19 protein-coding genes and 1 tRNA gene are annotated in these 21,260 nt (G+C 65.6%); 7 read left to right on the top strand and 13 right to left on the bottom strand.

What is annotated here, in order from left to right:
* Positions 1-388 precede the first annotated feature (388 nt).
* The 9 genes from ACWMMN_RS11670 to ACWMMN_RS11630 all read right to left on the bottom strand — a co-directional run bounded on the left by ACWMMN_RS11670 (position 389) and on the right by ACWMMN_RS11630 (position 7,686).
* Positions 389-817 (bottom strand): ExbD/TolR family protein, encoded by a 429-nt coding sequence (locus ACWMMN_RS11670; protein WP_006478310.1) that lies wholly within the window; start codon positions 815-817, stop codon positions 389-391.
* A gap of 13 nt (positions 818-830) precedes the next feature.
* On the bottom strand, positions 831-1,562 hold the full coding sequence (locus tag ACWMMN_RS11665) for a MotA/TolQ/ExbB proton channel family protein (RefSeq protein WP_059233636.1): 732 nt from the start codon (positions 1,560-1,562) through the stop codon (positions 831-833).
* A 36-nt stretch (positions 1,563-1,598) separates the two neighbouring features.
* Positions 1,599-2,330: an energy transducer TonB gene (locus tag ACWMMN_RS11660; protein WP_059233637.1), complete on the bottom strand. Its 732-nt coding sequence runs from the start codon at positions 2,328-2,330 to the stop codon at positions 1,599-1,601.
* A gap of 218 nt (positions 2,331-2,548) precedes the next feature.
* Entirely contained in the window at positions 2,549-2,785 is a 237-nt protein-coding gene (locus ACWMMN_RS11655; RefSeq protein ID WP_039370093.1) for a (2Fe-2S)-binding protein, read from the bottom strand.
* A 151-nt stretch (positions 2,786-2,936) separates the two neighbouring features.
* Positions 2,937-3,800: a glutamate racemase gene (gene murI / locus ACWMMN_RS11650; RefSeq protein ID WP_059233638.1), complete on the bottom strand. Its 864-nt coding sequence runs from the start codon at positions 3,798-3,800 to the stop codon at positions 2,937-2,939.
* Between the two features lie 27 nt (positions 3,801-3,827).
* On the bottom strand, positions 3,828-4,304 hold the full coding sequence (gene bfr / locus ACWMMN_RS11645; RefSeq protein ID WP_043188739.1) for a bacterioferritin: 477 nt from the start codon (positions 4,302-4,304) through the stop codon (positions 3,828-3,830).
* Positions 4,305-4,497: 193 nt separating this feature from the next.
* Positions 4,498-6,021 carry a fumarate hydratase gene (locus ACWMMN_RS11640; RefSeq protein ID WP_006762441.1) on the bottom strand — a complete coding sequence of 508 codons (1,524 nt, stop codon included), beginning with the start codon at positions 6,019-6,021 and terminating at the stop codon, positions 4,498-4,500.
* Between the two features lie 34 nt (positions 6,022-6,055).
* A complete protein-coding gene (locus ACWMMN_RS11635) occupies positions 6,056-6,664 on the bottom strand; it encodes a TIGR00645 family protein (RefSeq protein WP_059233639.1) in 609 nt (202 codons plus the stop codon).
* Between the two features lie 113 nt (positions 6,665-6,777).
* Entirely contained in the window at positions 6,778-7,686 is a 909-nt protein-coding gene (locus ACWMMN_RS11630; RefSeq protein WP_486422682.1) for a DMT family transporter, read from the bottom strand.
* Positions 7,687-8,004: 318 nt separating this feature from the next.
* Between ACWMMN_RS11630 and acs the strand changes: the two genes are divergently transcribed.
* The 3 genes from acs to ACWMMN_RS11615 all read left to right on the top strand — a co-directional run bounded on the left by acs (position 8,005) and on the right by ACWMMN_RS11615 (position 12,442).
* Positions 8,005-9,987 carry an acetate--CoA ligase gene (gene acs, locus ACWMMN_RS11625; protein ID WP_059233641.1) on the top strand — a complete coding sequence of 661 codons (1,983 nt, stop codon included), beginning with the start codon at positions 8,005-8,007 and terminating at the stop codon, positions 9,985-9,987.
* Positions 9,988-10,070: 83 nt separating this feature from the next.
* Positions 10,071-10,433 carry a DUF4212 domain-containing protein gene (locus ACWMMN_RS11620; protein WP_486422681.1) on the top strand — a complete coding sequence of 121 codons (363 nt, stop codon included), beginning with the start codon at positions 10,071-10,073 and terminating at the stop codon, positions 10,431-10,433.
* The gene (locus tag ACWMMN_RS11615; RefSeq protein WP_059233643.1) at positions 10,427-12,442 is read left to right on the top strand and encodes a sodium:solute symporter family protein; all 2,016 of its coding nucleotides are present in this window, start codon (positions 10,427-10,429) and stop codon (positions 12,440-12,442) included. The genes ACWMMN_RS11620 and ACWMMN_RS11615 overlap by 7 nt, the downstream gene beginning before the upstream one ends.
* Before the next feature lie 28 nt (positions 12,443-12,470).
* On the opposite strand, the gene ACWMMN_RS11610 is transcribed toward ACWMMN_RS11615, so the two are convergent.
* Together ACWMMN_RS11610 and ACWMMN_RS11605 are read right to left on the bottom strand one after the other, a co-directional pair.
* Entirely contained in the window at positions 12,471-13,073 is a 603-nt protein-coding gene (locus ACWMMN_RS11610) for a hypothetical protein (RefSeq protein WP_059233644.1), read from the bottom strand.
* 99 nt (positions 13,074-13,172) lie between these two features.
* Entirely contained in the window at positions 13,173-13,793 is a 621-nt protein-coding gene (locus ACWMMN_RS11605; protein WP_174994535.1) for a DUF2939 domain-containing protein, read from the bottom strand.
* 211 nt (positions 13,794-14,004) lie between these two features.
* Here ACWMMN_RS11605 and ACWMMN_RS11600 point away from each other — a divergent pair, with 211 nt between their 5' ends.
* On the top strand, positions 14,005-14,217 hold the full coding sequence (locus ACWMMN_RS11600) for a hypothetical protein (protein ID WP_174994534.1): 213 nt from the start codon (positions 14,005-14,007) through the stop codon (positions 14,215-14,217).
* Positions 14,218-14,458: 241 nt separating this feature from the next.
* Here the strand turns inward: ACWMMN_RS11600 and ACWMMN_RS11595 are convergent.
* Positions 14,459-14,549 (bottom strand) — tRNA-Ser (locus ACWMMN_RS11595).
* 57 nt (positions 14,550-14,606) lie between these two features.
* A complete protein-coding gene (locus tag ACWMMN_RS11590; RefSeq protein ID WP_174994533.1) occupies positions 14,607-16,787 on the bottom strand; it encodes a TonB-dependent receptor in 2,181 nt (726 codons plus the stop codon).
* A gap of 349 nt (positions 16,788-17,136) precedes the next feature.
* Here ACWMMN_RS11590 and ACWMMN_RS11585 point away from each other — a divergent pair, with 349 nt between their 5' ends.
* The 3 genes from ACWMMN_RS11585 (at position 17,137) to ACWMMN_RS11575 (ending at position 21,250) form a co-directional block, all read left to right on the top strand.
* Positions 17,137-17,766, top strand: coding sequence for a LysE family translocator (locus tag ACWMMN_RS11585; RefSeq protein ID WP_059233647.1), 630 nt, complete (start codon positions 17,137-17,139; stop codon positions 17,764-17,766).
* Between the two features lie 53 nt (positions 17,767-17,819).
* A complete protein-coding gene (locus ACWMMN_RS11580; protein ID WP_059233648.1) occupies positions 17,820-18,233 on the top strand; it encodes a hypothetical protein in 414 nt (137 codons plus the stop codon).
* A 239-nt stretch (positions 18,234-18,472) separates the two neighbouring features.
* Positions 18,473-21,250: a type VI secretion system Vgr family protein gene (locus ACWMMN_RS11575; RefSeq protein ID WP_059233649.1), complete on the top strand. Its 2,778-nt coding sequence runs from the start codon at positions 18,473-18,475 to the stop codon at positions 21,248-21,250.
* Positions 21,251-21,260: the final 10 nt, after the last annotated feature.

The following is a 21,260-nucleotide window of genomic DNA, read 5'->3' as shown; positions in this document are numbered from 1 at the left end:
CACGGCGTGCACGGCGACGCAAATTTGTTTTGTCATTGAAGCGTCGCCTGCAATCGCAAGTTTCAATCGCCGGAACCTTGAATGCGCGCGCGCGCGGGCCTATATTGAAATCCCATTTCGTGAAGGAAGTTCTGAGCGAAATCAGGTGGCCGCATATATTGTGAGCCAGATAGGGCAGAACGCGCAGTCCGTGCAGACCACGGCAGAGTCGCATTTGCGTTGCTCGAGGCGCAACCGATACCGCCAAAGAGCCCGCCGCCCGAAGGCGCCCGCGTGCGCATGAAAAAAGGCCTTCATCTGGCGATGAAGGCCTTTTACTTTGTGTGTGGCCGGCGAGGTGCGGCCGGCGAGGTGCGGCCGGCGTGCGTCACCGCAAGACGTGCGCGCGTTACTTCGCTTTCGCGCCCGGCTCCGTCACGAAGCCGAGCTTCGTCAGGCCGCCGGCCTGCGCATCCGACATCACTTCCGCGACGTGCTCGTAGGCAACCTTGCGGTCCGCGCGCAGGTGCAGCTCGGGCTGCGGCGTGCGCTTCGCGGCTTCCGCGATGCGGGCTTGCAGCTGTTCACGTGTGACCGTGTGGTCGTCCCACAGGATCGTGCCGTCGCCCTGGATTGCGACGTCGACTGTCTGCGGCTTTTCGTCGACGGGCTGGCTGCTGGCGTGCGGCAGGTCGATTTTCACCGCATGCTGCATCGCCGGGATCGTCACGAGGAAAATGATCAGGAGTACGAGCATGACGTCGACGAGCGGCGTCATGTTGATCTCGCTCATCACGGCATCGTCGTCATCGTCGCTGAAACCGGTGTTCATGGCCATGGTTCACCTCGTCTCAGCTGGCGCGCGTCGCGAGACGCAGGCCGTCGCGCGTCGACGACGATGCGAGGCTCGCGCCCGTCACGAAGTATGCGTGCAGGCCGTGCGCGAAGCGGCGCAGCTTGCTGACGATACCCTTGTTCGCGCGGGTCAGTGCGTTGTAGCCGAGCACGGCCGGAATCGCGACGAACAGGCCGAAGGCCGTCATGATCAGCGACTCGCCGACGGGGCCCGCAACCTGGTCGATCGACGTCTGACCGGTGGCGCCGATCGCGAGCAGCGCGTGATAGATGCCCCACACCGTGCCGAACAGGCCGACGAACGGTGCCGTGCTGCCGATCGATGCGAGGATCGCGAGACCGCTCTGCATGCGCGAGATGCCTTCGTCCATCGTGTCCTTCAGGCAGCGCGTGACCCAGTCCGACACGTCCATGCGGTCGTGCAGGTGCGGTTGCGTCTGGTGGTGATGGTCGGCGGCTTCCTTGCCCGACAGCGCGAGCGCGAGGAACGGGTTGTCGTTCGGCGTCGACGCGGCGAGGCCGAGCTTCTTGATGCCGTCGTCGAAATCGTCCGAATGCCAGAACGCCTGTTCGGCATTCTTCGTGAGGCGGTTCAGGCGGATCACGTTCCAGCCCTTGATGACGATCACCATCCACGACAGGACCGACATCACGAGCAGCGTGATCGCGATGGCGCGCGTGACGAAATCACCTTGCGCCCAGACGTGCGCGATACCGTAGCTTTGCATTTTTTTGTTTCCTTTGAATCTTCCGGATGAGGCAGGTTAGTCGGTGAGCCCGAAGCTGTAGGGCTGTGTGCGGGCGGCGCGGATCGCCTGGCCGTTCTCGATGTACGGACGGCAGGTGGTCGAGCGCATCGCGTCGAGTGCGGCATCGTCGAGGCGCGGGTAGCCGCTGCTCTTCTGCAGATCGATGCTTTCGATCTTGCCGGTCACGCCGACGACGAAGTGGACATAGGCCGTACCCGATTCGCCGCGGCGGCGCGACATCGACGGGTAGTCGGGCTTCACGAAGTTGCATTGGAGCGTCGGCACGTTCTTCGGCGCGCTGACCTGCATCGTTTCGCGTGCCGGGGCGGGCGTCGCGGCCGGCGCCGCAGGAGCGGGGGCGGCCGGGGCAGGCGTCGGATCGGCGGCCGCTGGTGCGGGCGTCGGCGACGGGGTCGGCGATGGGGTGACCGGCTGAGGCGTCGGCTTTGCGACTTTCGGTACCGGCTTTGGCTGGACCTTCTGCTTGACGGGTGTCGGCTTCGGCGGCGTAGGCTGCGGAATCGATTCGGCCGCGACCTGCTGGGCGATCGGCGCCGGCGTGATGAGCTGCGCGGTGATCGTCTGGACCTCGACCGATTTCGGTGGCGGCGCGTTGCGATGGAGCCAGGCGGCCGTCAGCATGATCGCGTGTGCGGCAAGCACACCGACCGCGACGACGATCACTCGGGGATTCATACGTGGTGCAGCCGGCAAGGCGCCGGCAGGAGCGAGATGCGAAGCCTGCATGTTAGCTTGAAAGAACGATGTCGCACCCGGGGCGCGGCGGGTGAATCGGCATCACTTGCGGAAGATCAGCAGCGAGATGCAAACGGTGGTCACAAATCCGATCAGCAATTCCATGACAGGCTCCTTGGCAGGTAAGCCGCTGGCTCGCGCAGACGATGGCTTGCTGACGGTCAAGACAAAAAATGCGGCCTGGGCCGCATGCGCACACTCGGCGCGGGTCAGGCAGCCTTGCGTTCGTAGAAGGTGACCGGGATCGGATGAGCGTGATGCTCGACGCCACACCGGCTCGCACAGACGCCTTGTTCGGCCATGAGGTCGCGTACGGACTCCTCGCACTTGCCGCAGCACGTGGCCACGCCGAGCTCGAACTGGAGTTCATCGAAAGAGTTCACGCCCTCTGCGAGGGACGCGCGAATCTTGCGATCGGAAACAGACTTGCACACGCAGACGATCATGGTGAGTTGCGATAGCTAACGTTAATGCGAATTATTATCATTAAATTTGCGGGCGTTGACAAGCCTGGGTCGGGCTTTTTTTAAGGTCATCGGACCCTTGAAACGGCGGGGAGCGGCGGAGCCGCGGCAGGAGCGGGCGTGCGGGCCCGCGTCAGGCGGTTGCGCAGGCTTGCGCGTTCGGCGAGGAAATGGTGACGGATTCGACCGGCGCATCGAGGCCGAGCAATGTCGACGCGAGCGCCTGCAACTGCCGGCCGTCGCCGGTCGAGCAGAAGCGGGGCGGGGCGACCGGCGTGCCGGCAGGTGCGCGCAGGCCATGCTGGTCGAGTACGCGCACGAGCTGGCGTGCGATCGCGTCGCTCGTGTCGATGATCGCCATGCGGTCGCCGACAATGTCGCGAATCGTTGCGGTGAGGAACGGGTAGTGCGTGCAGCCGAGGACGACCGTATCGGCGCCGTCGTCGAGCATCGGTTGCAGATAGCTGTCGAGCAGCGCGCGCAGCGCGGGCGAGTCCGTGTCGCCGCTCTCGATCGCCTGCACGAGCCCGTGGCCCGGCTGGCAGATGAAGCGGCAACCGGCGCCATGGCGCTCGAGCAGCGTCTGGAACCGGGCGCTGCGCAGCGTTGACTGGGTGGCGAGCACGCCGGCGACGCCGCTCGCGGATTGCTGGACGGCCGGCTTGATGCCCGGCTCGACGCCGACGAGCGGAATCGCGAGATGCTCGCGTACCGCCGCGATCGACTGGGCCGTCGCCGTATTGCAGGCGACCACGAGCGCCTTCGCGCCCTGCCGGACGAACCATTCGCCGATCGCGAGCGTGCGCTCGGTGATGAACGCGTCGTCACGTTCGCCGTACGGGATGTAGCGCGTATCGGCCGTATAGACGAACGACTCGCCGGGCAGGTGCGCGCGCGCGGCGCGCAGCACCGACAGGCCGCCGATCCCCGAGTCGAAGATTCCGACAGGAGCGGCGGCGCGCATCGCGGGAGCGGCTGGATGGTTCGTCATCGTCATGCGGACGGTGCGCGGCGGACGGGCCGATTACTCGGCCGAACCCATCATCGTTTGCTGGTAGTTCTGCAGGCCGACCTTGCCGATCAGGTCGATCTGCGTTTCCAGCCAGTCGATGTGCTCTTCGGTGTCGTCGAGGATCTTTTCGAAGATCTCGCGCGACACGTAGTCGCGAACCGATTCGCAGTAGGCGATCGCTTCCTTGCAGGTGGACTGCGAGATCTGCTCGAGCTTCAGGTCGCACTTCAGGATCTCTTCGGTTTCCTCGCCGACGAGCAGCTTGTGCAGATCCTGCAGGTTCGGCAGGCCGTCGAGCATGAACACGCGCTCGATCAGCCAGTCGGCATGCTTCATTTCGCCGATCGACTCGTCGTACTCGTGCTTGCCGAGCTTCTCGAGGCCCCAGTGCTTGTACATGCGGGCATGCAGGAAGTACTGGTTGATCGCCGTGAGCTCATTCTTCAGTTGGGCGTTCAGATATTCGATGACTTTCTTGTCGCCTTGCATGGCTGTTCCTTGTTCAGTGGGGCTTCAGAAACCGAACGATAATCGCTCGAACGAGAAAAGCCAAGCCTCAAAGCCTTGTCTGGCCTGCCTTTTGCGTGTAATGAGAATCAGCCTCGAATGACCGGCCGGACACAATAATGAGAATGAGAAGTAAAAAGGCCGGACTTCCGTCCGGCCTTTCGTTCGATCGCGCTTAAGCGGTCGCGACCGGGATCTTGCCGATCTTCGCCTGCCACTCCTTCGGACCGGTCTGGTGCACCGACGTGCCCGACGAATCGACGGCGACCGTCACCGGCATGTCCTGTACGTCGAACTCGTAGATCGCTTCCATGCCGAGGTCTTCGAATGCGAGCACCTTCGCGCCGCGGATCGCCTTCGACACGAGATACGCCGCGCCGCCGACCGCCATCAGGTATGCAGCCTTGTGCTTCTTGATCGCGTCGATCGCGACCGGGCCGCGCTCGGCCTTGCCGACCATCGAGATCAGGCCCGTTTGCGCGAGCATCGTCTCGGTGAACTTGTCCATGCGGGTGGCCGTCGTCGGGCCGGCCGGGCCGACCACTTCGTCACGCACCGGATCGACCGGGCCGACGTAGTAGATCACGCGGTTCGTGAAGTCGACCGGCAGCTTCTCGCCCTTCGCGAGCATGTCGGCGATGCGCTTGTGTGCGGCGTCGCGGCCGGTGAGCATCTTGCCCGACAGCAGCAGCGTCTGGCCCGGTGCCCAGCTGGCGACTTCTTCCGGCGTCAGCGTGTTCAGGTCGACGCGCTTGCTGGTTTCCGTGTTCGGTTCCCACTGGACCTTCGGCCAGGCGTCGAGCGACGGCGCTTCGAGCTTGGCCGGGCCCGAACCGTCGAGCACGAAGTGCGCGTGGCGCGTGGCCGCGCAGTTCGGGATCAGCGCGACCGGCTTCGAGGCCGCGTGCGTCGGTGCCGCCATGATCTTCACATCGAGCACGGTTGCCAGGCCGCCGAGGCCCTGTGCGCCGATGCCGAGCGCGTTGACCTTCTCGTGCAGCTCGACGCGCAGTTCCTCGACCCAGTCCTTCGGGCCGCGCGCGATGATTTCCTGGATGTCGATCGGCTCCATCAGCGATTCCTTCGCCATCAGCATCGCCTTCTCGGCGGTGCCGCCGATGCCGATCCCGAGCATGCCGGGCGGGCACCAGCCGGCGCCCATCGTCGGGACCGTCTTCAGCACCCAGTCGACGATCGAGTCGGACGGGTTCAGCATCACGAACTTCGACTTGTTCTCCGAGCCGCCGCCCTTCGCCGCGACCTGCACGTCGACCTTGTCGCCCGGCACGATCTCGTAGTGGATCACGGCCGGCGTGTTGTCCTTCGTGTTCTTGCGGGCGCCTTCCGGCGGATTGACGATCGATGCGCGCAGCACGTTGTCCGGGTGCGTGTAACCGCGGCGCACGCCTTCGTTGATCATGTCGGTGAGGCCCATCGTCGCGCCGTCCCAGCGCACGTCCATGCCGACCTTCACGAAGATCGTGACGATGCCGGTGTCCTGGCAGATCGGGCGCTTGCCTTCCGCGCACATGCGGCTGTTCGTGAGGATCTGCGCGATCGCGTCCTTCGCGGCCGGGCTCTCTTCCAGCTCGTACGCGCGGCCGAGGGCCTGGATGTAGTCGAGCGGGTGGTAGTAGCTGATGTACTGCAGCGAATCCGCGATGCTCTGGATCAGGTCTTCCTGTTTGATGACGGTCATGGCTGAGACTCTGTGAGGACTGTGGGGAATGCGTTTATGCGTTGACGGCTGCTTCGGCCGTCTTGCGGGACGCAGCCGCGACGGGCGCATGCGTCTCGTGGAAATGGGCTGGGTGCGTGTGCGTCGTCAGGCGGTCGACCCACGCCATCACGAGCGCCGACACGAGGAACGACACGTGGATGATCACCTGCCACATGATCGCGTGCATCGTGTGCTGGTCGGGGTTGATGAAGGTCTTCAGCAGGTGGATCGACGAAATGCTGATCAGCGCCATCGACAGCTTGACCTTCAGCACGCCCGCGTTCACGTGGTCGAGCCACTCGGGCTCGTCGGGATGGCCCTCGATGCCGAGGCGCGACACGAACGTTTCATACCCGCCGACGATCACCATGATCAGCAGGTTCGAGATCATCACCACGTCGATCAGGCCGAGCACTGCGAGCATGACGCTGATTTCGTCGAGGCCCGTCGCATGCGACAGCAGGTGCCAGACTTCCTTCAGGAACAGGAACACGTAGACGGCCTGCGCGACGATCAGGCCGAGGTAAAGCGGAACCTGGAGCCAGCGGCTCATGAAAATCAAGGCGGGAAGCGGACGAAGCGGGCGACGGGCGGGGCGGCCGGGCGAATGCGGGGCGGACATGATGGCGGTGCGGGCGCGGTGCGCAGGTATCGGGGGTAATCTTGAAAAGGCGCGCTATTGTAACGCGTCGGCCGGCGCGGCTGCAGCGACGCGCCGGCGGTGCCGGGGACGGATCAGGACGCGGCGGCCGGCACGCGTTTCACGCGCAGGCTCGCGAGCACGATGCCGGCGACGACGCAGGCGAGCGCGATGCCGTGCGCGAGCGTCGGGCGCTCGCCGAGGAAGGCGATGCCGTAGGCGGCCGCGGCGATCGGCAGCACCGCGCTGAACACGCCGGCGAGGCTGCCCGGCACGTGGCGGATGCCCTTCATCCACAGCCAGAACGAGAAGATGCTGGCCGACAGGCCGTACCAGACCACGAGCGCCCAGGTGCTGGCCGGCACGCTCGCGTAATCGAAATGCCACAGGGCCGTCGCGCCGAGCGGCAGCATCAGGCACAGCCCGAACAGATGGGTATACGCGCAGATGTCGATCGGCGCGAGCGTCTGCGTGAGCCGGCGCGACAGGATCACGTAGATCGATTCGCAGCACACCGCGCCGAGGATCAGCAGGTTGCCGGTCAGCGAGCCGGAAGCGTCGCCGTGGGCGCCATGCCCGGTTGCACCGCCGTTGGCGAGGTTGATCGTCACGACGCCGGCGATCGCGAGCGCGATCGACACGAGCGCACGGCCGTTCGGTTTTTCACGCAGGATCAGCCACGCGAACAGCGCGACGATCGCCGGGATCGTGCTCGTGATGACGCCGGCCGCCACCGCGCTCGTGCGCTGCACGCCGTTGAGCATCAGCAGCGTGAACATGAAGGTGCCGAAGAAGGCCTGCAGGAACAGGTTCAGCCACTCGCCGCGCTTGACCGCGCGCATCTTCACGGGGCTGAACAGCGGCCACAGCACGGCGATCGCGATCACGAAGCGCAGCGTGGCGAGGATGGCGACGGGGACGAATGCAACGATGGATTTACCGATACCGACGTTGCTGCCGACGAACAGCATCGACAGGATGAGGAAGAGGGCGTAGCGATTCAAGCTGGAATCCGGAAGGCGAGTTCAGTTACGATTGTAGGGTCGCGGTTGTAACAGCGTAAAGCTGGCCGTCATGCGATGTCGTCCGGTGCACGAAACGACCTTGCCGCGTAAGTGACGGGTAAGTTCGAGCGCTTATCGTGGACACTGCCGGGCCGCATGGTCACGTTCGCGTGATGTGGTGCGGTGCAGCATCGTGCGCAGCCTTCGTGGCCGCGTGCGGGTGGGTGGGAGACAGCGGCGCGCATGCGCCGGCCAAGACACGCGGCGCGCATGATCGCGCCGCCATGCAGAGGATTCATGTTCACCAAGGGGTAGTCGATGTCTGCGATTGAATCGGTTCTTCACGAAACCCGTCAGTTCGCGCCGCCCGCGGCGCTCGAGAAGGCGGCGACCATTTCCGGCATGCCGGCCTACCGTGCGCTCGCCGCCGAGGCCGAGCAGGATTACGAGGGCTTCTGGGCGCGTCTCGCGCGCGAAGGCCTCGCGTGGCACAAGCCGTTCACGAAGGTGCTCGACGAGAGCACCGCGCCGTTCTACAAGTGGTTCGACGACGGCGAGCTGAACGCGTCGTACAACTGCCTCGACCGTCACGTCGAAGCCGGCAACGGCGAGCGCGTCGCGGTGATCTTCGAGGCCGACGACGGCACGGTCACGCGCGTCACCTATGCGGATCTGCTCGGCCGCGTGTCGCGCTTCGCGAATGCGCTGAAGAAGCGCGGGATCGGCAAGGGCGATCGCGTCGTCATCTATATTCCGATGTCGATCGAAGGTATCGTCGCGATGCAGGCCTGCGCGCGCATCGGCGCGACGCACTCGGTCGTGTTCGGCGGCTTCTCCGCGAAATCGCTGAACGAGCGGCTCGTCGACGTCGGCGCGGTCGCGCTGATCACGGCCGACGAGCAGGCACGCGGCGGCAAGACGCTGCCGCTCAAGAGCATCGCCGACGAGGCGATCGCGATGGGCGGCTGCGAAGCGGTGAAGAGCGTGATCGTCTATCGCCGCACCGGCGGCAAGATCGACTGGCACGCGGACCGCGACCTGTGGATGCACGACATCGCGGACGGCGAGTCCGACACGTGCGCGCCGGAGTGGGTCGGCGCCGAGCATCCGCTGTTCATCCTGTATACGTCGGGCTCGACCGGCAAGCCGAAGGGCGTGCAGCACAGCACGGGCGGCTACCTGCTGTGGGCCGCGCAGACGATGAAGTGGACCTTCGACTGGAAACCCGACGACGTATTCTGGTGCACGGCCGACATCGGCTGGGTCACGGGCCACACGTACATCACCTATGGTCCGCTCGCATGCGGCGGCACGCAGGTCGTGTTCGAAGGCGTGCCGACCTACCCGGACGCCGGCCGTTTCTGGAAGATGATCGGCGATCACAAGGTTACCGTGTTCTACACCGCGCCGACCGCGATCCGTTCGCTGATCAAGGCGGCCGAAGCCGACGACAAGGTGCATCCGAAGAGTTACGACCTGTCGAGCCTGCGCATCATCGGCACGGTCGGCGAGCCGATCAATCCGGAAGCGTGGATGTGGTATCACAAGCACGTCGGCCAGGAGCGCTGCCCGATCGTCGATACGTGGTGGCAGACCGAGACGGGCGGCCACATGATCACGCCGCTGCCGGGCGCCACGCCGACCGTGCCCGGTTCGTGCACGCTGCCGCTGCCGGGCATCATGGCCGCGGTGGTCGACGAGACGGGCCAGGACGTGCCGAACGGGCAGGGCGGCATCCTCGTCGTCAAGCGTCCGTGGCCTGCGATGATCCGCACGATCTGGGGCGACCCGGAGCGCTTCAAGAAGAGCTACTACCCCGAGGAACTCGGCGGCCGCCTGTATCTCGCCGGCGATGGCACCGTGCGCGACAAGGACACCGGCTACTTCACGATCATGGGCCGGATCGACGACGTGCTGAACGTGTCGGGTCACCGGCTCGGCACGATGGAGATCGAATCGGCGCTGGTGTCGCACGAGCTCGTGGCCGAGGCGGCCGTGGTCGGCCGTCCGGACGATACGACGGGCGAGGCGGTCGTTGCGTTCGTCGTGCTGAAGCGTTCGCGCCCGGAAGGCGAGGAAGCGGCGGCACTGGCGAAGACGCTGCGTGACTGGGTCGGCAAGCAGATCGGGCCGATCGCGAAGCCGAAGGACATCCGCTTCGGCGACAACCTGCCGAAGACGCGTTCGGGCAAGATCATGCGGCGCCTGCTGCGTTCGCTCGCGAAGGGCGAGGCGATCACGCAGGATACGTCCACGCTCGAGAACCCGGCCATCCTCGAACAGCTCACCGAAGTGCGCTGATCGTACCGGCTGCGCGTCTCGCGCACGAGCCCCTGCGCGGCAATCCCGATTGCCCGCGCAGGGGCTTTTTGCTACATAACGGCATGACCGTTCCGACCCGTTCGGCGCCTGCTGCGCCACCGCCCGTTCCCGAGCCGCTCGCGCGTGCCCATGCGCGCTACTGGCGTTTCAACGTCGCGCTGATCGCGGTGCTGATGGTGATCGGGTTCTCGGTGTCGTTCATCGTGCCGTTCTTCGGGCCCGCGCTCGCGGGCGTCCACTTCGCCGGCTTCAGCCTGCCGTTCTATGTCGGCGCGCAGGGGGCGATTCTCGTGTATCTCGTGCTGATCGTCGTCTACATCGGGCTGATGCAGCGCGCGGACCGCACGCTGCGCCGGGCATACGACGACCACGCGGCGCACGCCGGCACGCCGGCACGCCGAACGGCGGGCGCTGATTCATGCTGACGCATCGACTGATCCGCGCGTACGCGCTCTATACGCTGGGTTTTCTCGGGTTCGTGCTGCTGATGTGGCGGATCGAGCGCGCGACCGGCTCCGGCGTCTGGATCGGCTACGTGTTCCTGTTCGTGCCGATCGCCGTGTATGCGGTGATCGGGCTGTTGTCGCGCACGTCCGATCTCGTCGAATACTACGTGGCCGGGCGGCGCGTGCCGTCCGCGTTCAACGGGATGGCGACGGCGGCCGACTGGCTGTCGGCCGCGTCGTTCATCGGCCTGGCCGGATCGCTTTATTCCACCGGCTACGATGCGCTCGCGTACGTGATGGGCTGGACGGGCGGGTTCTGCCTCGTCGCGTTCCTGCTCGCGCCGTATGTGCGCAAGCTCGCGCGCTACACGATTCCCGATTTTCTCGGCACGCGCTTTTCGAGCACGGCCGTGCGCGCGCTCGCGGCCGGCGCGGCGATCCTGTGCTCGTTCGTGTATCTGGTCGCGCAGATCCAGGGGATCGGCCTGATCGCGACGCGCTTCATCGGCGTCGATTTCGCGATCGGGATCTTCTGCGGGCTCGCGGGCATTCTCGTGTGCTCGTTTCTCGGCGGGATGCGCGCGGTCACGTGGACGCAGGTCGCGCAGTACATCATCCTGATCAGCGCGATCCTGATTCCGGTGTCGCTGATCGCGATGAAGAACGGGCTCGGTCCCGTGCCGCAATTCAGCTACGGCAAGCTGATGGAGCGCGTCGCGGCGCGCGAGGCGCAGGTGCGCGATGCGTCCGGGGAGCAGCAGGTGCGCGACGCGTACCGCCGGCAAGCCGCGGACATCCAGACGCGGCTCGACCGGCTGCCGGCGTCCTATGCGGACGCACGCAGGCATCTTGCCGACCAGCTCGCCGACCTGCGGCGTCACAACGGGCCGCTGCGCGAGATCAGCCAGCGCGAGCGCGAGCTGGCCGATTTCCCGCGCGATCCGGCGGCGGCGCGGGTCGCGTGGACGCAGGCGCGTGACGACCTGCTTGCCCGTGCCGAGCCGCCCGTGCCGATGCACGAGCCGTTTCCCGCCGCGAGCGACGACGAACGCAAGCCGCGCGAGCGGAATTTTCTCGCGCTGCTGCTGTGCCTGTCGCTCGGCACCGCGAGCCTGCCGCACATCCTGACGCGCTACAACACGACCACGTCGGTCGCGTCCGCACGGCGCTCGGTCGGCTGGACGCTGTTCTTCATCGCGCTGTTCTACCTGAGCGTGCCGGTGCTCGCGGTACTGATCAAGTACGAGATCCTCGCGAACCTCGTCGGGCGGCCATTCGCGGAATTGCCGGCGTGGGTCACGCAATGGCATCACTTCGAGCCGGACCTGATCAGCGTCGTCGAGGTGATTCGCGACGGCATCGTGCACTGGTCGGAAATCCAGATGCAGCCGGACATGGTCGTGCTGGCCGCGCCGGAGATCGCGGGGCTGCCGTATGTCGTGTCGGGGCTGATCGCGGCCGGTGCGCTGGCCGCGGCGCTGTCGACCGCGGACGGGCTGTTGCTGACGATCGCGAACGCGCTGTCGCACGATGTCTATTACTGCATGGTCGCGCCCGATGCGTCGAGCCAGCGGCGCGTGACGATCTCGAAGGTGCTGCTGCTCGGTGTCGCGCTGTTCGCGTCGTACGTCGCGTCGCTCAATACGGGGAAGATCCTGTTTCTCGTCGGTGCCGCGTTTTCGCTGGCGGCGTCGAGCTTCTTTCCGGTGCTGGTGCTCGGGGTGTTCTGGAAACGCACGACGACGCGCGGGGCGATCGCCGGGATGGTGACGGGGTTGACGGTGTGCGTGTACTACATCGTGTCGACTTATCCGTACTTCACGCAGCTGACCGGGTTCGCCGGGCGCACGTGGTTCGGGATCGAGCCGATCAGCTCAGGCGTGTTCGGCGTGCCGGCGGGGTTTGCGGTGGCGATCGTCGTGAGTCTGCTCGATCGAAAGCCGGATGAATATACGCGGGCGCTGGTGGATTACATCCGGCATCCGTGACGCAGGGGCGGGCGTCGTATGGCGCGGGTCAGAGCGCGGAAGTCCCGAGTTCGGCACTCTTGGCCGTTTGCACACGACCGACATCGCAGCTTCCATCCGTCATGCCGTTTGCGTTGGGGATCGCGACGCAGACATAGGCACGAATGCCGTGTGGCAATGCCACGTGCCGAAACTCGCCCACCTTGATCGTCGCGACCCGGTCAACGGCAAACTGATCGGTGATCGGCGTCGCGCCCGCCGGGATCGACAGGGTCACTTCCGACGTTGCCTGGCCGGTTTGCGATTTCAGCGTCTGGCTGCCGGCGATATCCATCGTCACCGCGAAGCGTAGGGTCGCTTGCCCTTCGGACACGCGCTGGACGGTCACCGCGACCGCCGGCTTTGCGATGCCGGCGGTGCATTTGCCGGCAACGCATTCGCGAACGGAAAGGAGCGTGTGGAACGTCGGCGCAGGCTGACCGACGACCGACAGGTCGGTTGCGGACCCGCCGTCGCGTAGTACTTTCTGCGATGACGGAGCCGATGTGACGGCCACGGTGGTACTGATCGTCGGGGCGGACGTTACCGTCGCGCACGCCGACAGCATGGCCGAGATGCCGGCCGTCATGACGAACCGCAGGCTGAATCGCATGGACGTGACTCGCGGAGCCGAAACCTCCTATATCGTCAGATCAATGCGGATCTTTAGCGTGCGGCGCTCGGGATCCGCCGTGCGTCGCACGCCCGGCGATCAGTTCGAACCGAACTGGTCGATCGGCAGGTCGATGCCGCTCAGCTTCCACGACCAGAGGCCGTCACGCTTGAATACGAGCGTCACCTGGTCGACGGTTCCTTTCCGCGCAGTCGCGGTGACGGTCGACCAGTTCTTGTAGCGTACCGAATAGTCGACCTTCGGCGCCGTGTTGGCTTCGTGCGGCGCCGCGCCGCTGTCGGAACTCGCGTGAGTCGCTTCCGTCGGGGCGCCAGACGATGCGGGGGCAGCCGGGACACCGGCGGGGTGCGCGGGTTTGGCCGCCCCCTGGGCCATCATGGTCATGACGCCGGCCGGCGTCACCATCGTGTCGATGAGCTGATTCGCGAAACCCATCGCCACCATCATTCCCAGACCGGCGAATGAATTGCCTTTCATATCGGGCGAATTCGCCACTTTCGATTGCACCATGGTCAAGAATTGACCACGCAGGCTTTCACGCAGCGACGGAAAGTCGACGTGCGACGAAAACGAGTCGGCATCCTTGTCCGTCATGGCCGATCGCATTTGATACATCGTGAAGTATGGGCTCGCGTAACTGGACGCGACGCCTGCGGCGATGGCGATTGCTGCGATCACGATTCGTGTTTTCTTTTTCATGGTCTCGGCGTGTGTCGATATTGTTTATCGGGAAAGCAGTTTAACGGTCGTGCGCCGGAAAGTTTGAGGCGTTGACTGTTCGCACGGGGAATCGCTGCGCGGTTTCGCATGATGGCTGGACGGGCGGCCGTGCCTGCGGTGGGGGAGATATCGTCCTGTCGGATGCAGTGCTGCGCTCGTATCGTGCCAAGCGGCCGGATGAGTCGTCGGAATGCGATCGCCGTTCGATTTTGAATGGCGGATTAATTGGCGCATCGAGGCTGAAACGATATTGCCGCGATGGAAACCGCAGTTGAACTGCGTGGCCCGCGCGGGTGAGCGTGGCGAATCGGAATTGAAGACGTGGACGAAAGGCGTGCCGTCACCCGGATTGGCGGCTCACTCGACCCTGTTCGACGACGCGCGGCGGGAGGGCGAACAATGAAGCAAGAGCCCGTCGGGGCAGCCTGCGCCGACGATTGGCGTGCGTTTTCGCAGGGAGAAATAAAAAAACGGGCCGAGAGGCCCGCTTTTACCGTGTGCCGGCGGAGAGGGGGCTTCGCCCACACGGGCGCGGGCCGCGGATTCGCTTGCAGGCGAATCCCTTCGAATCCCACGCGCAGGCCGAACGATCGGCTCGCTTCTCTCCGGAAACGAAAATGCCCGCTGGCGCGGGCATTGAATCCTGGCGGAGAGAGGGGGATTCGAACCCCCGATAGGCGATTAACCTATACACGCTTTCCAGGCGTGCGACTTAAACCACTCATCCATCTCTCCGGAAGACCGAGAGTATAGCAAACTCTGGCGGCAGCCCGCCACTCCCTTCGGCGCCCGTCAAAAATCCGTCGTCATCGACAGCCACACCGACCGCGGCTCGCCCTGCGTCAGATACCCGCCGGTCGCCGACGACCAGTACGCCTTGTTGGCGACGTTGCGCACGGTTGCGCGGAATGTCGTCTTCTTGCCGAACACGTCCGTCGCGTATCGCGCACCAAGATCGAAGCGGTCCCATGCATGGATCGACATCGTGTTCGCGACGTCCAGGTACTGCGGCCCCGTGTGGATCCAGCGCGCGGTCAGCGTGAGTCCGTTCAGCATCGGCACATCGTATTCGGCGTTCGCGTTGAACAGGAACGACGGCACGCCGATCGGCCGGTTGCCGTCGTTCGCGCCGCCCGCCGTGTTCTGCAGCGTCGCCTTGAGGTACGTCGCACCGGCGATCACCCGCACGCCTTTCCACGGCTCGCCGTACACGGCCGTCTCGATGCCGCGGTGCCGCTGCGTGCCGTCGGCGCCGAACAACTGCGACGCCGGATCGGTGTACGCCATCGGCTTCTCGATCTGGAACAGCGCGAGCGACGCGCCGTACTTGTCGGTGTCGTAGCGGATCCCGGCTTCGTATTGCTTCGACCGGAACGGCGACAGCGCCTGGCCCGCATTGCGCGCGGTGTTCGGTGCGACTTCGCCTTGCGCGAGCGCCTCGCTGCGGTTCGCGAAGATCGACACGTTGCGCGAGGGCTTCACGACGAGACCGAATACCGGCGTCGTGATCGCGTCGCTGTACGTGGTGGTGACCGCGCCCGTGTAGTCGAAGTTGTCGACCGAAATCGACTGGCGGCGCGCGCCGATCGTGAACAGCACGCGGTCGTCGAGGAAGCCGAGCGTGTCGGACACCGCGAAGCTGCGCAGCCAGGTCTTCGTGATCGTGCCCGGATCGTTCATGTCGCCGCCCGAGTAGGCGGTCGCCGGGAACGCAACCGGCGCCGGATCGTAGAGCGTCGTCGGGAATGCGCTCGACATCGTGTACGCGGACTGGCTGTCGATGCGGATGAACGACGCGCCGGCCGTCACGAAGTGCGACACGGGGCCGGTCGTGAAGCGCCCGCGCACGCCGGCTTCGGCCGATTGCGCATCTTCCTTGTGCGGCACGCTCAGGCGCGAGCCGGTCGTGCCGGACGACGAGTAGGTCGGCGTGTAATAGTCGCCGTGTTCGTTCGTATGGCGCGCGCCGGCCGATACGTAGGCCGTCCACGCGGGCAGGAAATCGTACTCGGCGCGCACGATGCCGATCGTGTCCTCGAGCTCGCTGAAGCTCCACGGCTGCGCATAGTTGTGCGTCGCGGACGGTACGGCCGGCAACTGGTTGCCGCTGATCAGCACGACCGGGCGGCCGTTGTCGATCCGTTGCCGCTGATACAGGAAGTCGCCGTACAGGCGCAGCTTGTCGCCGCGCCAGTCGAGCGACACGGCCGTCACGTTGTCGCGGCGGCGCTCGCCGTCGACGGCCGTATCGCCGCCGTTGATCGACTGGTTCACGCGCACGCCGAACTGGCCTTCGCTGCCGAAGCGGCGGCCGATGTCCACATGCGTGCCGAGCGAACCGGATGTGGCGCCGTCGACGGTGACGCGCGTGAGCGGCTTGTCGTCCGCGCGCTTCAACTGCAGGTTCACGCCGCCGCCGATCGCCGAGCCGCCCGGCGACGCGCCGTTCAGGAAGGCATTCGCGCCCTTGAACACGTCGACACGCTCGACCGCCTCGGTTTCGACGAGCTGACGCGGCGTGACGCCATACAGGCCATTCAGCGACACGTCGTCGCCGGCGAGCGTGAAACCGCGGATGACGAACACCTGGGAGAAATTGCCGTAGCCGGACGCGCTGCGCACGGCCGGATCGTTGTCGAGCACGTCGGCGAGCGTGCGTGCCTGCTGGTCCTCGATCAGTTTCGACGTGTAGGTGGTCATGCTGAACGGCACGTCGCTGGCCTTTTGCCGGCCGAGCACGCCGAAATCCGCGCCGCGCGCGACCTGGCCGCCTGCGTAGGTCGGCGCGAGGTCGCCAGGCAGCGGCTCGGCTGCGCCGGTCACGTTGATCGACGGCAGCACGGCCGCGTCGGGTGCGGCGCCGGCGGCGGAAGTGGCCTGCTGGGCCAGGGCGACGGCAGGGACGGTACAGGCGAGCGCAATGCCGAAGGCAATCGGCGTGAGACGCCGGACGGGTAACGAAAGTGTCGACATGGGACGCAATTCGGATGTGGTCGGTGATCCATCCCAGGGCGGCAAATCGGAATCCGGGCGGCGTGGCGCGTCCGTACTGTCGCGGGCGCGGTTTTTATCGAGCGGCGGAGTCTAGCGTAAACGCGAATGATTGTCGTTTACTAAATGATCGACTCACTATTCGGGAAGGCGGGCGGTCGCCGTGCAGGATCGACGGCGCTCAGCCGCTGCGCAGGGATCGCGATGAACATGCGATCATTGACCGGCCGCATTCGTCGTAACAAATCGCGCGTGTCGATTTCTGTCCGCGTGGCTGGTGAACGACGGTGCCATCCGCTCGGATCGCTCTCTTCAGAAGGAACGCCACGCCATGTCGCTCTCCGCCTTGCTCGCCTTTGCCCTGATCCTGTCCGTCGGCGTCGCGACGCCTGGCCCGACGGTGTTGCTCGCGATGAGCAACGGCTCGCGGTACGGATTGCGTCACGCGATGGTCGGGATGCTCGGCGCCGTCACGGCGGACGTCGTGCTCGTCGCGCTGGTCGGGTTCGGCCTCGGCGTGCTGCTCGAGGCGTCCGAAACGGCGTTCGTGACGCTGAAGCTGCTCGGCGCGGCGTGGCTCGCGTACGTGGGCATCCGGATGCTGATGTCGAGCGGCAGCCCTGCCGATGCGCAGGCGTGCGTACCCGCGACGCCCGATCGCCGGACCGCTTTCCTGAAGAGCTTCTTCGTCGCGATGAGCAACCCGAAGTACTACCTGTTCATGTCCGCGCTGCTGCCGCAGTTCGTCGACCGGTCACAGGCGATCGCGCCGCAGTACGCGATCCTTGCGGCGACGATCGTCGCGATCGACGTGATCGGGATGACCGGTTACGCGCTGCTGGGCGTGCATTCGGTCCGCGTGTGGAAAGCGGCCGGGGAGAAGTGGCTGAACCGTGTCAGCGGGTCGCTGCTGCTGATGCTCGCGGCGTACGTTGCCCTGTATCGCAAGGCCGCGCACTGACGCGGCGATGCAGCGATGCAGCGGGAAAGCGGCACGCTGAAGGCCGTGCGGCGATGACGCCGGTCGATCGCTTCGCGCTCGAGACGCACGACGGGCCGTATGAAGCGTGGCCGCCGCGCACGCGTGTGCGGGTCGATGGCGTGCGTTCCGCGCTCGCCGTTTCCGGCTATGTGCTGTTGCGCCAGTTCGAAACGCCGGCCGCGTATCTGCTCGTCACCGACTACGACTGCCCGTTCGAGGAAGCCGTCACGTTCACGCTCGTGTCGAAGGATCCACTGAAGGTGCTCGCGCAGCGCACGGTCGGCGCGATGTATGCGTCGTTCTATCTGGACGACCTGACGTGGGCCGACGACCGGCATTTCAGCGCGACGTTCGTCGGGTTCGACGGGCGATGGGATTTCACGATTCGTGACCGATCCGTGCCGTTCGTCCTGCCCGGATTGGGCATGCGGCACGTACGCGGATGACACCGGGACGATGGTCGGGTGCCGCCGGATGATGCCCGAATCGATTCGAAAGACTGTGAATTTTTGAATCCGGCCGGCGACCTTGCAACAAGGATTCTAAATCCTGTCAAAAAGCCGTCATCAACCTGACAAATTTGCTATGCTCGCCGAAAACCAGACGAGCGGCACTCCCAGGACGGACCGGCGGGCGTGATTGCTCGACGAATAACGAAGTAAAACAAAATCCTGAGAGTCACGCTGTGAATACAGCCGAATTGCTACGCACGTTTGCGTCCGGGGTGGTCGATCAGAACAATCGGCCGGTTCGCATGAACTGGGGGCCCGCTCAGAAGACGCTCGAGCAGGTGCTTGCGCTTCAGTATGCCGACATCCGCGAAGGGTTGATGACGGGCGTCGACGGGCATCTGACCTGCGTGTCCGCGCGGACCGATCTCCCGATCCGCAGCTTCATCGGGCTGCCGGTTTCCGTCGAGATGACGACCGATCGTGGGCGTCTCCACACCATCAACGGCATCGTCACCGACGTTCGCACCGGACAGTCGGACGGTTCGCTGACCTGCTACCAGCTGACGATTCGCGACGTGCTGTCCGTGATGGAGCGGCGGACCAATTCGCGGCTGTTTCGCTCCAAGAGCCTGCCCGACATCCTGGGCGTGCTGCTTCAGGAGTGGCGCCAGCGCAGCCCGGCGCTCGCCGGCGCATTCGAATTCGACCTGTCCGGCCTGCACGGCGAACGATACCCGGCGCGCGAGCTGACGCGGCAGGTCAACGAGTCGGACGCGCATTTCATCCGGCGGCTGTTGCGGCGCGACGGTGCGACCGTATTCGTCAAGGCGGGCAAGGCCGGCGAGCGGGCAAGCGGCAACGCGCATGACACGCCGGTTCACACGCTCGTCTTCGCCGACGACTCGATGAAGCTGCCGGACACGGCCGCCGGTACCATCCGTTACCACCGCGACGCCGCTACGGAAGAACGCGATTCGATCACGTTGTGGGCGACGAGCCGCCGGTTGATCCCGGGCAAGATCGTCCGGCCGACGTGGGATTACAAGACCGGCCGGATGTCGCAAACCGAACAGGCGACGATCGTCGACCAGGGCGACGGCGGCAACGACCTCGGGCATTTGCTGGCTGATGCCGTCATCGATATCCCGCACGCGGGGGATTCGTCGTCCGACCTCGACCGGATCGGCAAGGACCGGATGCTGGCGCATGAACTGCGTGCCGAATCCGTCGACGGCGTGAGCAATGTGCGCGATCTGGCCGTCGGTCACTGGTTTGCGCTTGCCGAGCATCCGCAGCTCGACACCTTGCCGGCCGAACAGCGGCAGTTCGTCGTCACGTCGCTTCACCATCGCGTGCGGAACAACCTGCCGAAGGAACTGAACGAGCGCGCGCAGTCGTTGTTCGCGGCAAGCCGCGTGCTGTTCAACGCGGTGCCGGCCGACGTGAGCGGCAAGCCGGGCGATGAGAGCGACAGGCGCTACGAGAACACGTTCTCGTGCGTGCGGCGCGGCGTACCGCTGACGCCTGCCTACGATCCCCACGTCGACCTGCCACCCGTGCATCCGATGACGGCCGTCGTCGTCGGCCCGGAGGGCGAGGAGGTGTTCTGCGATGAAATGGGTCGCATCCGTGTGCGGATCCAGGGGCTGAATGCGGACGATCACGCGCACGCGCAGGGCGCCGGCACGAGCGGCACGCCGTCCGACAGCGCGCCGGTGCGCGTCGCCTGCGCGCTCGCCGGGCCGAGTTTCGGCGCGAATACGTTGCCGCGCGTCGGCATGGAGGTGCTGATCGGCCATATCGGCGGCGATCCGGACCGGCTCGTCGTGATGGGCGTGCTGGCCAACGGGCCGAACATGCCGGCGACCTTCAGCCATACGGGCGCGCTGCCGGGCAACCGTTACTTGTCCGGCACGAAGACGAAGGAAATCAAGGGGCAGCGCTACAACCAGATCCGCTTCGACGATACGCCTGGCCAGATCAGCAGCCAGCTGGCGAGCGAGCACGCGTACAGTCAGCTGAACCTCGGCTATCTGACGCAGCCGCGCGACAACGGGCAGGGTGCGGCGCGCGGCGAGGGCGCCGAATTGCGCAGCGATGCGCACGTGGCGATTCGCAGCGGCAAGGCGATGCTGATTTCTGCATGGGAACGGCTGCGCGCGAGCGACGGGCATCTTGCGCGGGACGAGTATCTGCAATTGATGCAGGAATGCGTCGAGCTGTTCAAGAGCCTCGGCGACTATGCGGGCCAGCACCAGGGCGTGGCGCCCGATACGCAGCCGCACGACGCGCTCATGACCACGGTGAAGGGCTGGCCGAATGGCGAGGCGTCCGGCGGCGGTGAATCGTCGGGCGCGTCGATGGCCGCGATCGGCATCACCGCGCCGGCCGGCATCAGCATGGCGACACCGAAGACCGTCACGACCCATGCGGGCGGCAACGTCGATGTCGTCGCGCAGAACCACCTTCAGTACACGAGCGGTCAGCGGATCAACCTGCAGGCCGGGCATGGCGTGGCGATGTTCGCGCACAGCGAGGGAGTCTCGGCGATCGCCAACCAGGGGAAGGTGGCGCTGCAGAGCCAGAACGACGATACGCAGATCGATTCGGCGAAGAACATCCAGATGACGGCGGGGGGCGGCAAGCTCGCGGGCATGGCCAGCGAGCAGGTCGTGTTCGTGACGTCGGGCGGCGCGTATCTGAAGCTGCATGGCGGCGATATCGAGCTCGGGTGTCCGGGGAGTTTCACCGTCAAATCCGCGTCGCATACGTGGGCCGGGCCGGCGAGCATGAGCGCCGATTTTCCGAAGTTCGACCAGGGCTCGCTGGGGCGCGTGCCGAAGCTGGTCCGGGCTACCGACGGGCAGCCGGTCGAGGGCATGGAAGCCGAGGTGCGCAAGGCGTCGGGCGAGTTGATCAAGGGGAAGACCGATGCGCAAGGCAAGCTGGCGCCGGTCAGCAGCGATCAGTTCGAACAACTGGCGGTGCGCTTCTTCAAGTCGAGAACCTGAGCTGAGTCTT

It is taken from the genome of Burkholderia cepacia complex sp. TUM26381 (genome assembly GCF_057439935.1).
This window is presented reverse-complemented; position numbering and strand designations above follow the sequence as displayed.

Excerpts from the sequence above, each read along its gene's own strand:
- ACWMMN_RS11600 (WP_174994534.1), top strand. The coding sequence starts at position 14,005 with ATGCGATCGCCGTTCGATTTTGAATGGCGGATTAATTGGCGCATCGAG.
- ACWMMN_RS11665 (WP_059233636.1), bottom strand. The coding sequence starts at position 1,562 with ATGCAAAGCTACGGTATCGCGCACGTCTGGGCGCAAGGTGATTTCGTC.
- ACWMMN_RS11635 (WP_059233639.1), bottom strand. The coding sequence starts at position 6,664 with ATGTCCGCCCCGCATTCGCCCGGCCGCCCCGCCCGTCGCCCGCTTCGT.
- ACWMMN_RS11585 (WP_059233647.1), top strand. The coding sequence starts at position 17,137 with ATGTCGCTCTCCGCCTTGCTCGCCTTTGCCCTGATCCTGTCCGTCGGC.
- acs (WP_059233641.1), top strand. The coding sequence starts at position 8,005 with ATGTCTGCGATTGAATCGGTTCTTCACGAAACCCGTCAGTTCGCGCCG.
- ACWMMN_RS11670 (WP_006478310.1), bottom strand. The coding sequence starts at position 817 with ATGGCCATGAACACCGGTTTCAGCGACGATGACGACGATGCCGTGATG.
- ACWMMN_RS11580 (WP_059233648.1), top strand. The coding sequence starts at position 17,820 with ATGACGCCGGTCGATCGCTTCGCGCTCGAGACGCACGACGGGCCGTAT.
- ACWMMN_RS11620 (WP_486422681.1), top strand. The coding sequence starts at position 10,071 with ATGACCGTTCCGACCCGTTCGGCGCCTGCTGCGCCACCGCCCGTTCCC.
- murI (WP_059233638.1), bottom strand. The coding sequence starts at position 3,800 with ATGACGATGACGAACCATCCAGCCGCTCCCGCGATGCGCGCCGCCGCT.
- ACWMMN_RS11615 (WP_059233643.1), top strand. The coding sequence starts at position 10,427 with ATGCTGACGCATCGACTGATCCGCGCGTACGCGCTCTATACGCTGGGT.
- ACWMMN_RS11610 (WP_059233644.1), bottom strand. The coding sequence starts at position 13,073 with ATGCGATTCAGCCTGCGGTTCGTCATGACGGCCGGCATCTCGGCCATG.
- bfr (WP_043188739.1), bottom strand. The coding sequence starts at position 4,304 with ATGCAAGGCGACAAGAAAGTCATCGAATATCTGAACGCCCAACTGAAG.
- ACWMMN_RS11605 (WP_174994535.1), bottom strand. The coding sequence starts at position 13,793 with ATGAAAAAGAAAACACGAATCGTGATCGCAGCAATCGCCATCGCCGCA.
- ACWMMN_RS11640 (WP_006762441.1), bottom strand. The coding sequence starts at position 6,021 with ATGACCGTCATCAAACAGGAAGACCTGATCCAGAGCATCGCGGATTCG.
- ACWMMN_RS11655 (WP_039370093.1), bottom strand. The coding sequence starts at position 2,785 with ATGATCGTCTGCGTGTGCAAGTCTGTTTCCGATCGCAAGATTCGCGCG.
- ACWMMN_RS11660 (WP_059233637.1), bottom strand. The coding sequence starts at position 2,330 with ATGCAGGCTTCGCATCTCGCTCCTGCCGGCGCCTTGCCGGCTGCACCA.
- ACWMMN_RS11590 (WP_174994533.1), bottom strand. The coding sequence starts at position 16,787 with ATGTCGACACTTTCGTTACCCGTCCGGCGTCTCACGCCGATTGCCTTC.